Genomic DNA, 14118 nt, shown 5'->3' on the forward strand with positions numbered 1-14118 from the left:
GGCCGGAGGGAGACGATCGGGGTACGGCCGGGGCGGCGGCGCATCCCATGACGCGCCGCCGCCGTACGGCTGCGTTCACCGCGCCCCGGTCACGGGGCCCACGGGGATTCGACGGCCCACGTGGTGTCCGCCGTGAAGAGGGCGGGGTCGTCCCAGGCGTGGGTGCCGCCCGGGGTGGCGAGCCACAGCTCGGCGTTGTAGTGGCGCAGGTACTGCTCCGGGTAGTTGTAGGCGGAGAGGCGTACGTCCCCGTTCGCACCCGGGACGGGGCAGAAGGTTGCGTCGGCCCGGAACAGGTCGCCGCTGCCGGACTCCTTGTACACGCGGTACTCGCGGTGGCGCAGGTACTCGCCGGGGTAGTTGCGCGACTCGAAGCTGTAGCAGGAGCTGTTGGCGAGGCCGGGGATGATCTTCCAGGTGGCGTCGTTCTTCAGCAGGGCGTCGCTGCCGCTGCCCACGACCTCCGTGAAGGCCGCTCCGTCCTTGTGGCGCACGTACCGTTCGGTGTGGCCGGGTGTCGTCACGCGCAGGGACTTGTACTGGTTGGCGGGCAGGGTGATGGGGGCCGTCGATCCGCGGGAGGCGTCGATGAGGGCGCGGTTGGCGGCGCGCACCCGGGTCTCGTCGACCTTGACCACCTGACGGTCGTAGGTGAGCAGGCCGTTGGCCTCGTTCTCTACGTCGGTGATCTCGGTGTAGACCGAGGCGGACAGGCCGCGGGGCATGCGTACCTCGCGGATGGCGTCGATGAGGCCCACGAAGCGGTTGTCGAGGTGGGCGAGGTCGGGCTGGTCCTCGTAGCTGAAGCCGCCGCCGGGATACCACTCGTGACCGGCGACCTTGAAGCCGAGTCCGCCGAACTCGCCGAGGACGGCGGCGCGGGTGGCGCTGGGCACGGTGATGCCGGGGCCCACGTAGACGTGGTGGTCGACGACGTCGCCGTTGCCGCCGTCGACGGCGCCGCAGCAGTTGACGCCGCTCATGTTGTCGACCAGGCGCGAGGGGTCGTAGGCCTTGACCTTGTCGGCGATGCGGGCCTGGTCGTACTGACCCCAGCCCTCGTTCTGGTTGACCCACATGACCAGGGACGGTGAGCTGCGGTGCTGGTCGATGATGCGGTCGTACTCGGCCTCCCACTGGGTGCGGGCGGCGGCGTCGGGGGTGTGTTCCATGGACGGCATGTCCTGCCAGACCAGCAGTCCGAGCCGGTCGGCCCAGTAGAACCAGCGCTGCGGCTCGACCTTGATGTGCTTGCGGACCATGTTGAAGCCGAGGTCCTTGTGCTTCTCAAGGTCGCGGCGCAGGGCGGCGTCGGTGGGCGCGGTGTAGATGCCGTCCGGCCAGTAGCCCTGGTCGAGGGTGCCGGTCTGGAAGACGAACTTGCCGTTGAGGACGGGGCGCAGAACGCCGTCGACCCGGGCGATGCCGATGGAGCGCATGCCGGTGTAGCCGCCGACGGAGTCGACGGCCGTGGTGCCGGAGAGGAGATCGGCCTTCACGTCGTAGAGGAAGGGGTCCTCCGGGGTCCACAGGCGCGGGTTCGGGACTGGCACGGTGAATTCGGTGCCGACCGGGCCGGTGGCGGTGCCGACCGTGGTGCCGCCGGTGGAGACGGTGACGCGGGCCTGATGGCCGTTTGTTCCGGCGCCTCGGACGGTGACCTTGAGGCGGTTGTTCGCCAGGTCCGGCACCATGTCGAGGCGGGTGATGTGCGCGGGGGCCGTGGGTTCGAGCCACACGGTCTGCCAGATGCCGGACGCCGCGGTGTAGAAGATGCCACCGCCGGGGTGTGGGGCGACGTCGCGGATCCGCTGCTTGCCCACCGCCTGGCCGCCTGTCTCGGTGGGGTCCCAGACGGAGACGACGATCGTGTTGGTGCCACCGTTGAGGAGGTCGGTGACGTCGTAGGAGAAGGCGTCGAAGCCGCCGCTGTGGGTGGCGCCTGCCTGACGTCCGTTGACCCAGACGGTCGTACGCCAGTCGCCGGCGCCGAAGTTGAGCTGGACACGGCGGCCGTTCCAGTTCGACGGGACGGTGAAGGTGCGCTTGTACCAGAGCTTGTCGTTCTGGGTGATCCTGCGCTGGATGCCGGAGAGGGCGGACTCGGCGGCGAACGGGACCCGGATCTGCTCGGTGAAGGAGGCCGGCTGGCCGGCGTTCGCCGACGTGACGGCGAAGTCCCAGATGCCGTTGAGATTGGCCCAGTCGGGGCGGGTCAGCTGGGGGCGGGGGTATTCGGGGAGCGGGTTGTCGGTGGGGACCTGGTTCGTCCACGGGGTGGTCATGGGTGAGGGCTTGGGGGTCCAGGCCCTCGGCGCGGCGCCGGCGCTGCCGGCGGCTGCGAGAGCCGTGCCGCCCAGCAGGGCCAACGCGGCGAACGCGGTGGTGGCCCCTCGCACTCTGCGTCTCAGCCAGGGGAACGGTGAACGGCGTACGGGTACTCGACGCATCGTGGCTCCTTGATGAGGGGGTGGGAGACGTGCGTGTGCGAGAAGCGGCCGCGCGGTGGCCGGGGTCGGCCGCCTGGAACCGGACGCGGCAGCCGGGGCGGAAGAGGGGCCCGACTGCCGCGTCCGGGGCTTTACATGAGCTGCCGTCTGCGGCCCAGCCAGGTCTGGGCGATGACGACGACGGCGAGGAAGGCGCCGCTGACGACCTGTTGGTAGGAGGAGTCGAGGGAGCCGATCTGGTTGATGACGTTCTGGATGACCTTCAGCAGCAGGACGCCGACGAGTGAGCCGCTGACGTAGCCGAGGCCGCCGGTAAGGAGGGTCCCGCCGATCACCACGGCGGAGATGGCCTCCAGTTCCATGCCGTTGCCGAGGATGGTGACGCCGGAGGCGAGCCAGGCGGCGTTGAGTGCGCCGGCCAGCCCGGCGAGGAGCCCGGACAGGGTGTAGACGAGGACCTTGGTGCGTGCGACGGGGGCGCCCATCAGGGCCGCCGCGTCCTCGTTGCCGCCGACCGCGTACACGTGCTGTCCGAAGCGGGTGCGGCGCAGCACGACGGCGCCCGCCCCGAACAGGGCCAGGGTGATCCACACCGGGTTGCCGAGGCCCAGGGTGGTGCCCTGGCCCAGTTCGGCGAGGAACGAGCCCTTGCCGATCAGGAAGGTGTCCGCGCCCTCGTCGGTGATGGCGAGCAGCAGGCCGCGCGCGCCCAGCATGGCGGCGAGCGTGACGATGAACGGGGCGAGGCGGGAGCGGGCGACCAGCAGGCCGTTGACGACACCGATCAGCCCGCACACCGCCAGCGGCAGCAGCAGGGCCACCAGGGTGCCGTGGCGTGACCCCCAGGCCGCCAGGACACCGCCGAGGGCGAACAGCGAGCCGACGGACAGATCGATGCCCCCGGTGATGATCACGAAGGTCATGCCGAGGGCGACGATCGCCAGGAAGGCCGAGCTGGTCGCCATGTTGCCGATGTTGTCGCCGGTGGCGAAGGCGTCGAAGGAGAACGACGCCACCAGGGAGACCAGCACCAGTACGGCCAGCGCGCCGTGCTGCTGGATCAGGGCGCTCAGCCTCTCGGAGCGGGCGGATCCGACCGGTTCGGTCTCCCCCGTCGGCTCGTTACTCGCGGTGGTCACGGGCGCGTCCGCTTTCGTGACGGTCATCGCTTCCCCCGTCCCCGTGCCGCGTAGACCGCGGCGACGATCACTATGGCCTGGGCGATCTGGGTCCAGGAGGGCGGCAGATCGTGCTTGATGAGGGTGGCGGTGAGCAGCTGGATGAGGACGGCTCCCGCCACGGTGCCGGCGATGTTGACCCGGCCGCCGGTCAGCGGGGTGCCGCCGACGACGACCGCCGTGATCGCCGACAGCTCCATCAGGTTGCCGAGCGAGGTCGGGTCGCTGGCCTGGAGGCGGGCGGTCGCCAGCACGCCCGCGACGGCGGCGAGCAGTGCGCAGACGACGTACACGATGATCAGCACGCGCCGTACGGGCAGCCCGGCGAGCTGCGCGGCCGGGCGGCTGTCGCCGATGGCGAGGAGTTGGCGTCCGAAGGTGGTGCGGCGCACCACGAAGGCCACCAGCAGGGCCAGGACGGCGGCGATCAGGATCAGGTACGGGATGCCGAGGATGTCGCCGGAACCCAGGGAGGCCAGGGAGGGGTTGCGCAGGTCTTCCAGCTGAGGCAGCAGGACGAGGGCGAGGCCCCGGCCGCCGACCATGAGCGCCAGGGTCGCCACGATGGGCTGTACGCCGACGAGCGCGACCAGCGCGCCGTTGGCCAGCCCGACCCCGGCGGCGAACAGCGCGACCACGAGCAGCGCGGGCAGGAGTCCGTAGCCGAGGTAGAGCGCGGTGACGGAGGCCGCCAGTGCCATCACGGCACCGACCGACAGGTCGACGCCCTCCGTGCCGATGACCAGGGCCATGCCGAGGGCGACGATGATGACCGGGGCGACCTGGACGGCCTGGGTGCGGAAGTTCTCCGCGGAGAGGAAGTGCGGGGTGATGACGGTGTTGACGACGAGCAGCACCGCCACGCCGGCGTAGACGCCGTAGGTCTGAAGCCACTGGAGTACGCGCGCCTTGTCCAGCGGGGCGGTGCGGAGGGTGACCTCAGCCATCGGTGGCCACCTCCTTGGCCAGGTGCTCCACCGCGGCGTCCCCGGCGATGGTGCGCATCAGCTTGTCCTCGGTGACGTCGTCGCCGGACAACTCGCCCACGACGGCACCGTCCTTCAGTACGACCACGCGGTCGGACCCTTCGATCAGTTCCTCCAGGTCGGAGGAGATGAGCAGGACGCCCAGGCCGTCGGCGGCCAGTTCGTCCACGAGTTTCTGCACCTCGGCCTTGGCGCCGACGTCGATGCCGCGCGTGGGCTCGTCGAGCAGCAGCACCTTGGGGTTCATGGCGAGCCAGCGGGCGAGGAGCACCTTCTGCTGGTTGCCGCCGGACAGCTCGCCGACCTTCTGGTGCGGTGAGGAGGCCTTGATGCGCAGCCGCTTGATGAACGTGTCGACGACGCTGTCGACACGGGCCTCGGAGACGAGACCGAAGCGGGACAGGCGGGGCAGGACGGCGAGCGCGATGTTCTCCCGGACCGACAGGCCGGGGACGATGCCCTCGCTCTTGCGGTCCTCCGGCAGCAGGCTGACGCCCGCCCGGATGGCGGCCGGTGCCGAACCGCCGCGCAGCGGGACGCCGGCCACCGTGACCCGGCCCGAACGGACGGGCAGGGCACCGGAGATGGCCTTCGCGGTCTCGGTGCGTCCGGAGCCGAGCAGTCCTCCCAGGCCGACCACCTCGCCGGGACGGATGCTCAGGGACACTCCGTGCAGTTTGTGCGGCACCGTCAGTTCCGCGGCGTCGAGCACCGGTTCGGTGTCGGCGGCCTGGTGGTCGCCGGTGAACTTCGTGAGACCTTCCTCGCGGACCTCGCCCAGGTCCCGGCCGAGCATCGTGGACACCAGGGCGAGGCGGTCCAGGTCGGCCAGCCGGCCGTGGTGGACGCGCCGGCCGTCGCGGAGGACGGTGACCGTGCTGCACACGGCGTAGAGCTCGTCGAGACGGTGGCTGACGTAGACGACGGCGATGCCCGCGTCGCGCAGCCGCCGGATCACCGAGAACAGGGTCTCGACCTCGCGCGGTTCGAGGGACGAGGTCGGCTCGTCCATGATGACGATGCGGGCGTCGGTGGCCACTGCGCGGGCCAGGGCCACCATCTGCTGGGCGCCGACCCCGAGGGTGCGCAGCGGCCGGCGGACGTCCACGCGGACGCCGTAGCCGCTCAGGATCTCCTCGGCCTCCCGGTTCATGCGGGCGATGTCCAGTACGCCGAAGCGGTTGCGCGGTTCCCGTCCCAGGAAGAGGTTGCGGGCCACGCTGAGCAGCGGGATCAGGTTGACCTCTTGGTAGATGGTCGAGATGCCCGCCTTCTGCGCCTCCAGGGGCGTGGCGAAGGAGACCTTGCCGCCCTGGAAGGTGATCTCGCCGGCGTCGGGGCGGTACACGCCGGTGAGGAGCTTGATGAGGGTCGACTTGCCGGCGCCGTTCTCGCCGATCAGGGCGTGGACCTCACCGGCGTGCAGGGTGAGGTCCACGTCGTCCAGGGCCCGGACGCCGGGGAAGGTCTTGCTCAGTCCGCGGACGGCGAGGACTTCGGCGGGGGGTGCCACCTGTGCCTCCAGGAAGAAAGGGGGTGGAGAACGTCGTGAAGGAGGTTGCGCGGGACAGGCGTTGGGGCCCGGACGGCGATGCCCGGGCCCCTGCTGGATCAGTACGCCTTGCCGATCTCCGTCTTCGCGTTGTCCGCGTCGTAGGCGCTGTCCTGGATGATGACGTCCTGCGGGACTTGCTCGCCCTTGGTGAAGGTGTCCAGGGTCTGGAAGGCCAGCGGGCCGAAGCGGGGGTTGGACTCGATGACGCCGCTGATCCAGCCGTCCACGATGCCCTGGACGGCGTTGCGGGTGCCGTCGACGGTCACGATCTTGACGGCGCCCGCCTTCTTGCCGGCGCCCTTGAGCGCGGCCACCGCGCCGAGGCCCATCTCGTCGTTCTCGGCGTAGATGCCCTTGATGCCGGGCTTCGACTGGATGAGCTGCTCGGTGACCTGCTGGCCCTTCTCGCGGGCGAAGTCACCGGTCTGCTCGAACACGACCTTCAACTCCGGTGCCTTCTCGGCGATCCGATCCTTGAAGCCCTTGGTGCGCTCGGTGGTGACGTTGTTCCCGGCCGAGCCGAGGAGGATGGCGACTTCGCCCTTGCCGCCGGTGGCCTCGATCATCTGGTCGGCGGCCCGCTTGCCCTGCTCGACGAAGTCTGAGGCTATGAAGGAGACATAGTCCTTGCAGGCGGTCGCATTGATCTTCCGGTCGATCGTGACGATGGGGACCTTCTTGGCGGCGGCGGCCTGCAGTACCGGGTCCCAGCCGTCGGAGTTGAGCGGGGCGATCACCAGCAGGTCGGCGCCCTTGGCGAGCAGGTCCTGGACGTCGCTGATCTGCTTGGAGAACTGCGACTGGGCGTTGGCGGTGAGCAACTTGACGCCCCGCTTCTTCGCCTCGTCCTTGATGGACTGGGTCTCGGCGATGCGGAACGGGTTGGCCTCCTTCTCCGACTGGGAGAAGCCCACGGTCGCGTTCTTCAGATCCAGCTTCTCGGCGCCGTAGGCGTCGATGGCGCAGGACTTGCTGCCCGGCTTCGGCGTGACGACCTTCTGTTCGGCGCCCGCGGCCGCCGGGGGCTCGGTGTCCTTCGACGCGTCGTCCTCCGACTTCGCGCAAGCACCGGCGGTCAAGGCCACCGCGGCGGCCAGGGCCAGGACCCCAGGGCGGGCAAGGAGACGAGGGCGGTGAGTGGTGCGCTGCATGGTGACCCCGATCCGGGCGACGCTGAAAGGGAACTGGGGAGCTGACGCATGAGCAGAAACGGCTCATCTCCCCCGGCGGGCAACGTTGTCGGGCCCGCTGCAAGGAGGCTTTTACATCGTTGGAAGGAAGCTGTAAACCCCCCGTGCGCACACCTGTGTGCATCGCGAGGAGGCCGGGGTGCGTGGGAAGCGCTTGCCGGATGGGCGTCCTCGCAGCGGGCATCAACTCCCGTACGGCCTCGGGACGTAGGGCGGCCAGGCTCTTTCCCACGGCAGGGAAGGATGTGACGCTCGCGGGACCGGCTGCCGGCGCGCCGAAGGATCACGAGCCTCTGAACGCCGGTGCCGACGCCGGCGTATCACCAGGGCCGTCGGCCACGATGGGTGCTGCGCAGGGTCCCGCAGTGCGCTGGGCCGACACGGTGGAAGCGGGGGCGAACCGGCGAAGACGGGGCGCCCGAACTCGGCTGACGCGGCACGGGAACTCCCCTGACGGCGGAGCGGGAGCTCCCCTGACAGTGGAACAGGAGCCCCCCGACGGCGGCACGGCCGATTGACCCCGTAGTGCCGGTCGACCAACTGACAGGGTTCTCGGTGTACTTGACTACGGGCAGGTCAGGCTTGGGGGCCGCCCTTCGCCGCCCCGCGTCCGACAGTGCTCTCCCGCTCGACCAGGCGGTAGTCCGCCCAGACGCGGCGGGGTTCGGGAGCGTCACCGCCCAGGTGGGCGAGCACCGACTCCACGGCAAGTCGGCCGATGGCCTCCTTGTCGGGCGACACCGAGGTGAGCGTGACCGCGCCGAAGTGCCCCTCGACGACGTCGTCGAAGCCGACGACCGCGATGTCCTCGGGGACGCGCAGACCGCGCTCGTGCAGGACGCGCATCGCGCCGATGGCCATCGGGTCGTTGTACGCGAAGATCGCGTCGGGGCGCCGGCCGGAGTCGAGGATGCGGGTCATGGCCGCCGCGCCGTCCGCGTGGCCCCAGCCGTCGGTGGCTGCCACGAGCCCGTCGTCGGCCGGAAGTCCGGCGGCGGTGAGTTCCTCGCGCCAGCCGCGTACGCGCAGTTGTGCGGGCTCGCTGCGGCCGCGCCGGTCGCCGATGAACGCCACCTCCCGGCGTCCGAGGCCCACCAGGTGCCGGACGGCGGCGCGGGCCGCGGCGACGTTGTCGATGGCGATGTGGTCGTAGGGCAGGTCGTAGTCACGCTCGCCGAGCAGCACCAGCGGGACGTTCTCCGCTCGGTCGCGCAGGTCTTCGGTCTCCAACTCGATGGGGCTGAGGATGAGTCCGTCGATGACGCGCGCGCGGAAGCCCTGGCTGACCAGGAGTTCTTGTTCACGGCGTCCCCCGGTGTGGTCCAGGAGCACTATGTAGTCGTGGGCGGCGGCGGCATCGATGACGGCGGCGGCGAGTTCGGCGAAGTAGGGGTTGCCGAGTTCGGGGAGGGCGAGGGCGATCATGCCCGTGCGGCCTTTGCGCAGGTGCCGGGCGGCCAGATTGGGCCGGTAGCCGAGCGCGTCGATGGACCGTTGGACGCGTTCGCGCATGGCGGGGGTGACGTGCTGGTAGTTGTTCACCACGTTGGAGACGGTCTTGATGGAGACCCCCGCGTGGGCGGCGACGTCCTTGAGGCTGACCCGCACGGCATTCCCTTTCGAAGCGGCCCGACTCGGGTGGTCGGTGCGGGTACGGTGTGGTCACCGTGAGCCTGGCGCCGAGTCCCAGTGCTTGACTTTTACAACGTTATACATCCGACCTCTTCGCGCTGACAAGGCGTTGGACGAGCGCCCCGTGCGAGCACCGTACCTGCGCGTTCGGCGGGCCGAATCCCGGTCTGGAGGCGCTTGCCCTCGGGGCTGTCTTGGCGATCATGAGCGGAGCCAGATGGCGAGTGCTGCGGCGGTGACGGTGCCGAGGTGGACGCAGGGCGCGTTTGTCGTATCCGGTCGCGACCGCGCGGAACTGTTTCAGCTTGTTGATCGCCCGCTCGACTGGGTTGCGCTTGGCGTACCGCTCCTTGTCTGAGCCGGGTGGCCGGCCACCGGTGCTCCCGTGCCGCAGACGGCCGGCCGCTTGGTCGGCTTTCTCCGGGATGACGTGCCGGATCCCGCGTCCACGCAGGTAGGCGCGGGTGCGACGGTTGCTGTAGCCCTTGTCGGCGCTGACGCTGACGGGTGTCGTGCGAGGCCGGCCGGTGGCCAGGCGGGCCACCCGGATCCGGATCCGTTCCATGACAGCCTCGAACTGGGTGCAGTCGGCCCGCTGACCGGACGTCAGGACGAGCGAGAGCCCTTCACCCTTGAACAGCAGCGACGGCACCGCGCAGTTGATGGGGATCCTCGAAAATATTTTCAGAGAGCGCCAACACAGTGGCCCCCAGTGCAGCGGCAGCCGCCCGCCGGTGCGCCTTTCGCCCTTGAACAGCAGGCCCGCAGCCTGCCCGCAGCCGCGCGATGTCCGCAGCCCCGGGCCCAGTGGCGCCCGCAGGAGCGCGCGCACCACCGACAGATGCGTCACAAGTGCGCGTTTTACGCGTTCGGGTCCCATTCTGCGAGCTGCTTCATCGGCTCGGTGTCGCCGGTGGTCTCCAGGCCGTCGAGCGAGGCGCGCTCGTAGAAGTAGAGGACCAGTTCGCTCGCTGTGCCTCGCATCGCCATGACGCCCGGCTCCGCGTCGGCGGCGAGGTCGTCGCAGCGGACGCCGTCGGCGTTGAGGGTCAGGCGCCAGGAGCGGCCCTCGGTCGTGTGCAGGTCGATGGTTGCCGGCTTGAACGGCCAGGGGACGGTCGTCGCCGAGACGGTCGTCAGGAACTCGTCGACGCCCTCGACCGCGACGTCCGTCGGCAGCGGCTGTGCGGCGCCCTGGGTGAGCTGGGCGTCGTAGGTGTGGACGGCGATCTCCTGGATCTGGTGCCGGGCCACTGCTCCGCTGGTCTCCGGAGCCTGCGAGCGGCCCCACCAGGTCCAGCAGCCGCGGTCCGGGCCGGCCTCGCGCATCGCGTCGAGCATGAGCTCGGTCGACTCGGCGAGCCAGGCGTCCAGGGCTTCGCGGTCGCGGGGCGCGGTCGGGGCTCCCTTCGGGCCCGTCCTCGCCGGCGGCTCAGCGCCCGGGCCCGCCGCGACGATGGCGGCCTGGCGGCGGCGGCCGTCACCGAGGTGCTGCACCAGTTCGCGCAGCGTCCAGTCCGGGCAGGTCGGGACCTGGACGTCAAGGTCGGGGGCGGACGCGATCGCAGCGCGGAACGCGGCCGAGCGGTCTTCGATCAGCCGCAGGACCTCGGGGAACTCCAAGATGTTTTGCACGGCGGTTGTGTATCACGGCGCTTCGGACGCCGGGTAGCGAATTTGTCGGACGAACGCGTCGACGGCCGGGCGGAGCGCCGGCGCCGAAGCCGTCCTGAAACTCCGCGCACTGCTCGCCAACGGCGACTTCGACCGCTACCGGACCTACCATCTCGGCCAGGAGCACCAGCGCATCCACCAGGCCCGCTACCAACTCGCTGCTTGACGTACGAAGTCACTCCCAGCAATCCGCACCCCTGGCCGATGTCAGCGGCCTGAGTAGTGTGCGCGGCCCGGCGGCGCCAGCGCCGCAGCACTCGTCATCTGGCTCCGCTCATGATCGCCAAGACAGCCCCGAGTGGTCGGCGCCGAAACTCTTCGGGGGCTCTTCACGCTGCCGGTGCGACAAAGGATTCTTCGTGGTGATCGGCGGTGTGCCGGTCGAGCCTGGCCGGCAGATCGTCCAGGTCGGAGGTGGTCAACCTCCACTGGAACGCCTGCGCCGTGGCGTTGTAGCCGCCTTCGAAGGCTCGCAGCCCGTCCCTGACCTCGGCCAGGTCGGTGAAGCCGTTGGGCGAGAGGGCCTTGCACTGGACGGCCGAGGAGTAGATCTCGGCTTGGTTGAGCCAGGAAGCGTGCAAGGGGGTGTGGACCATGCCCCCGCTGCCTGCCCCGCCCGTCACCGCCCCAGCCCCCGTAATGACCGCTGCAGGAGGCCACTTGGACAGGAAAAACGCAACTTCGACAAGGCCCGCGGAGGCAGCTACCTTCACCTGGTCTTCGGCGATCGCCCATGGTCGCGCAGGAGTTCCTCCAGGCTGAGCCCCCCGCTACGGGATGAGTGGGTCATGCCCCCCGAACCCTCGCCCCCATGCGTAAGCCACCGAACCGGGTCCACGCCAGGCAGCCCCAACCAGGGAGAGACGCATGCCCCATCTTGCTCTGTACACATTCGGCGTCCTGAAGTCACCTCTCGTCGATCCCGCACCCCTCACGCGCGAGTTCTACGACATTGGGGAGACCGTCTACCGGAAGATCAGTCAGCACCCCGGATACCTCGCGCGTGCTGAAACGGCAGACGGCGACCGGGGCATGCTCTTCGAGGCGGACTGGGGCGCATGGGGAGAGTTCGCCGTACCGACCTGGTACGCCAAGGGCCGTACGGTGGAAACCACCGCCCTGGCCGCGACACTCTCACTCTGGACCGACCTGCGCCCCGCCTTCGACGCCGTCTACACCGGTCTGCACCGTGAGGCGCTGAACAGGCGTTACGACTGGTTCGAGAGGACAGGACACCCGAATTACGCGTGCTGGTGGGTCTCCGACGGCGTGATACCCACCTGGCAGGACGGGGTTTCCAGGCTGGAACACCTCCACGACCACGGCTCCGCGCCGCACGCCTTCACCTTCCACCACTCGTTCGCCCCGGACGGAACTCAGACCAGGGTCAAAGGCGTCGGGTCGACGAGCGACCAGGTTCGCTGACAAGGAGAAGCCTTAGCGACTGGGGTCGCTTTCCAACGCCGGCGCAGCGGGCGCCGGCGCCGAGTGGGTGCGCTGCTGCCAGGTAATGCGTTCACCGATTGGCGGCCAGCACTGCCGCCAGACCCTCTTGCAGATCTCTGACGAAATACTCGGGAACCTCCAGCGACGGGAAATGTCCTCCGTTCTCGGGCGACCCCCATCGGACGATGTGTCGGTATCGCTCCTGTGCCCAGGGGCGCGGACACTTCTCGACGTCGCCGGGGTACATAGTGATGGCTGACGGGACGTCGACCCGGAGTTCGGGGTCGAGCGAGTTGTGGCTTTCGTAGTAAATGCGGGCCGACGACGCGCCGGTCCGCGTCAGCCAATACAGAGTGACGTCGTCAAGAACCCTGTCTATGGAAATCGTCTCGAACGGGCTGTCCTGGGTGTCTGACCACTCGGCGAACTTGTCGAGGATCCAGGCAAGAAGCCCGACCGGTGAGTCGACGAGCGAGTAGCCGATGGTCTGCGGTCGGGTCGCCTGCTGCTTCGCGTACGCCGCGCGGTGGCGCCAGAAATCGCGGGTCTCCTCGGTCCACCTGCGCTCTACCGCCGTCAGCCCGTCCGTTGTCAACCCGGGCGGTCCCTCCGCGAACGTTGTGTGGATGCCGAGAACGTGCGCCGGGAATCTGCCGCCGAGAACCGTGGTGATATTTCCTCCCCAGTCACCGCCGTGGGCTGTGAACTTGCCGTATCCGAGCCTTCCCATCAGTTCCACCCATGCGGCCGCGATCTTTTCAGTTCCCCACCCGGTGGTGGCCGGCTTGTCGCTGTAGCCAAAGCCCGGTAGCGACGGGACCACGACGTGAAACGCCGGCGCGTCTGCATCCTTCGGATCTGCCAGCTCGTCCACTACATCGATGAACCGAGCGACGCTGTCCGGCCAGCCGTGCGTCAAGATCAGAGGAGTGGCATCCGCGCGCGCGGATCGGCGGTGCAGGAAGTGGATTCCCAGATCGTCAATGGTCGTGCGGAACTGGCCGATCCGGTTGAGGCGCGCTTCGAACGACCGCCAGTTGTACCCGGTGCGCCAGTAGTTCACGACATCGACGAGGTCGGCGAGAGGAACGCCCTGTTCCCATCGGCGAGGGTCGGGCGCGGCGCGATGGACCGTCTCGGCCTCCGGCAGTCGCGCCGCGGCCAGTCGCGCGCGTAGATCGTCGAGGTCGGCGTCGGTTGCGTGGGCTTCAAATGCTTGCACGTCGCTGGTCGGACGGGGCATGAGACCTCCTGGCCGTCGCGGAACCGGCTGCTGACTATCGCGAACCGTCTAAGCCGGTTCTAGCAGTTCTCCGAGCCACGCCGCAACCGTCTAAGGTGGTTCCATGCGTGCTGGATTCCCTGACTTCCGCCTCGGTACCGTGCTGGCGACCAGCTTCACGGGGACCCTGTCGGAGCGTTATGGCGACGCTGTGGAGCGCATTCCCGTGCCGCAGCGACTCATCGACTGGCTGGCGGTGAACGGCCTCGCCGTGGACTCCTGCACCGCTGCCCAGCTCGACCTCGCCCGAGAGCTGAGGGAGTCGATTCACGCCGCCGCGACAGCGGCCGCGATCCAGGACGCTCTCCCTGCGTCTGCGGTCCAAGTCATCAACGACTGCAGCACGCAGGGTCGGGCCGCGGCGATCCTGACGCCCGAGGGCAATCGCCGATGGCGGCTCAGCTCGGCTTCCTGCGTGGAAGACGCCCTCAGCGTGATCGCCGCCGACGCCGTCAGCATCATCGCAGGCGAACGAGACGGCACATTGGCCTTGTGTGCATCACCAACCTGCCGAGCCGCCTTCTTCGACACCAGCCAAAGCCGCACCCGCAGATGGTGCGACATGAACACGTGCGGGAATCGTCAGAAGAAGGCGCGCTTCAATGCCAACCGGCGCAAGAACTCCAGATCAGCGAATTGATCGTTACCTGGGTACATCCAAGTGGGCTCCGCGCCTGCGAGTACGTCTACGTTTACTGATCGGCGACGGCCACCTCCGCGGGCTC

General features: G+C 69.2%; 11 protein-coding genes and 1 pseudogene. 2 read left to right on the forward strand and 10 right to left on the reverse strand.

Annotation, left to right across the window (positions count from 1 at the left end; translation table 11 throughout):
- Positions 1 to 89 precede the first annotated feature (89 nt).
- The 9 genes and pseudogenes from ACWGDB_RS31680 to ACWGDB_RS31720 form a co-directional block, all read right to left on the reverse strand.
- On the reverse strand, positions 90 to 2450 hold the full coding sequence (locus ACWGDB_RS31680) for an AbfB domain-containing protein (protein WP_453825578.1): 2361 nt from the start codon (positions 2448 to 2450) through the stop codon (positions 90 to 92).
- 131 nt (positions 2451 to 2581) lie between these two features.
- The gene (locus ACWGDB_RS31685) at positions 2582 to 3616 is read right to left on the reverse strand and encodes an ABC transporter permease (RefSeq protein WP_453825579.1); all 1035 of its coding nucleotides are present in this window, start codon (positions 3614 to 3616) and stop codon (positions 2582 to 2584) included.
- Positions 3613 to 4575 carry an ABC transporter permease gene (locus ACWGDB_RS31690; protein WP_453825580.1) on the reverse strand — a complete coding sequence of 321 codons (963 nt, stop codon included), beginning with the start codon at positions 4573 to 4575 and terminating at the stop codon, positions 3613 to 3615. Before ACWGDB_RS31690 ends, ACWGDB_RS31685 begins: the two co-directional genes overlap by 4 nt.
- Positions 4568 to 6127, reverse strand: coding sequence for a sugar ABC transporter ATP-binding protein (locus ACWGDB_RS31695; protein WP_453825581.1), 1560 nt, complete (start codon positions 6125 to 6127; stop codon positions 4568 to 4570). Before ACWGDB_RS31695 ends, ACWGDB_RS31690 begins: the two co-directional genes overlap by 8 nt.
- Positions 6128 to 6225: 98 nt before the next feature.
- Entirely contained in the window at positions 6226 to 7320 is a 1095-nt protein-coding gene (locus ACWGDB_RS31700; protein ID WP_453825582.1) for an ABC transporter substrate-binding protein, read from the reverse strand.
- A gap of 615 nt (positions 7321 to 7935) precedes the next feature.
- Positions 7936 to 8967: a LacI family DNA-binding transcriptional regulator gene (locus tag ACWGDB_RS31705; RefSeq protein WP_383612126.1), complete on the reverse strand. Its 1032-nt coding sequence runs from the start codon at positions 8965 to 8967 to the stop codon at positions 7936 to 7938.
- A gap of 225 nt (positions 8968 to 9192) precedes the next feature.
- A pseudogene (locus ACWGDB_RS31710) lies at positions 9193 to 9622 on the reverse strand (transposase); the annotation flags it as partial.
- Between the two features lie 230 nt (positions 9623 to 9852).
- The gene (locus ACWGDB_RS31715; protein WP_453825583.1) at positions 9853 to 10626 is read right to left on the reverse strand and encodes a maleylpyruvate isomerase N-terminal domain-containing protein; all 774 of its coding nucleotides are present in this window, start codon (positions 10624 to 10626) and stop codon (positions 9853 to 9855) included.
- A gap of 368 nt (positions 10627 to 10994) precedes the next feature.
- Positions 10995 to 11261 carry a hypothetical protein gene (locus tag ACWGDB_RS31720; RefSeq protein ID WP_453825584.1) on the reverse strand — a complete coding sequence of 89 codons (267 nt, stop codon included), beginning with the start codon at positions 11259 to 11261 and terminating at the stop codon, positions 10995 to 10997.
- A gap of 271 nt (positions 11262 to 11532) precedes the next feature.
- Here ACWGDB_RS31720 and ACWGDB_RS31725 point away from each other — a divergent pair, with 271 nt between their 5' ends.
- Complete coding sequence (locus ACWGDB_RS31725; RefSeq protein WP_453825585.1) at positions 11533 to 12090, forward strand: DUF3291 domain-containing protein; 558 nt, start codon at positions 11533 to 11535, stop codon at positions 12088 to 12090.
- 91 nt (positions 12091 to 12181) lie between these two features.
- Here the strand turns inward: ACWGDB_RS31725 and ACWGDB_RS31730 are convergent, their stop codons facing one another.
- Positions 12182 to 13354: an epoxide hydrolase family protein gene (locus tag ACWGDB_RS31730; protein ID WP_453825586.1), complete on the reverse strand. Its 1173-nt coding sequence runs from the start codon at positions 13352 to 13354 to the stop codon at positions 12182 to 12184.
- A gap of 103 nt (positions 13355 to 13457) precedes the next feature.
- On the opposite strand from ACWGDB_RS31730, the gene ACWGDB_RS31735 reads away from it, so the two are divergent.
- Positions 13458 to 14033, forward strand: coding sequence for a CGNR zinc finger domain-containing protein (locus tag ACWGDB_RS31735; RefSeq protein ID WP_453825587.1), 576 nt, complete (start codon positions 13458 to 13460; stop codon positions 14031 to 14033).
- Positions 14034 to 14118 lie beyond the last annotated feature (85 nt).

This window comes from Streptomyces sp. NPDC055013 (assembly GCF_053608645.1).

What these genes read in the sequence shown, in the direction of transcription:
- ACWGDB_RS31680 (WP_453825578.1), bottom strand. Translation starts at nt 2,450, where the DNA reads ATGCGTCGAGTACCCGTACGCCGTTCACCGTTCCCCTGGCTGAGACGC.
- ACWGDB_RS31685 (WP_453825579.1), bottom strand. Translation starts at nt 3,616, where the DNA reads ATGACCGTCACGAAAGCGGACGCGCCCGTGACCACCGCGAGTAACGAG.
- ACWGDB_RS31690 (WP_453825580.1), bottom strand. Translation starts at nt 4,575, where the DNA reads ATGGCTGAGGTCACCCTCCGCACCGCCCCGCTGGACAAGGCGCGCGTA.
- ACWGDB_RS31700 (WP_453825582.1), bottom strand. Translation starts at nt 7,320, where the DNA reads ATGCAGCGCACCACTCACCGCCCTCGTCTCCTTGCCCGCCCTGGGGTC.
- ACWGDB_RS31720 (WP_453825584.1), bottom strand. Translation starts at nt 11,261, where the DNA reads ATGGTCCACACCCCCTTGCACGCTTCCTGGCTCAACCAAGCCGAGATC.
- ACWGDB_RS31725 (WP_453825585.1), top strand. Translation starts at nt 11,533, where the DNA reads ATGCCCCATCTTGCTCTGTACACATTCGGCGTCCTGAAGTCACCTCTC.
- ACWGDB_RS31730 (WP_453825586.1), bottom strand. Translation starts at nt 13,354, where the DNA reads ATGCCCCGTCCGACCAGCGACGTGCAAGCATTTGAAGCCCACGCAACC.
- ACWGDB_RS31735 (WP_453825587.1), top strand. Translation starts at nt 13,458, where the DNA reads ATGCGTGCTGGATTCCCTGACTTCCGCCTCGGTACCGTGCTGGCGACC.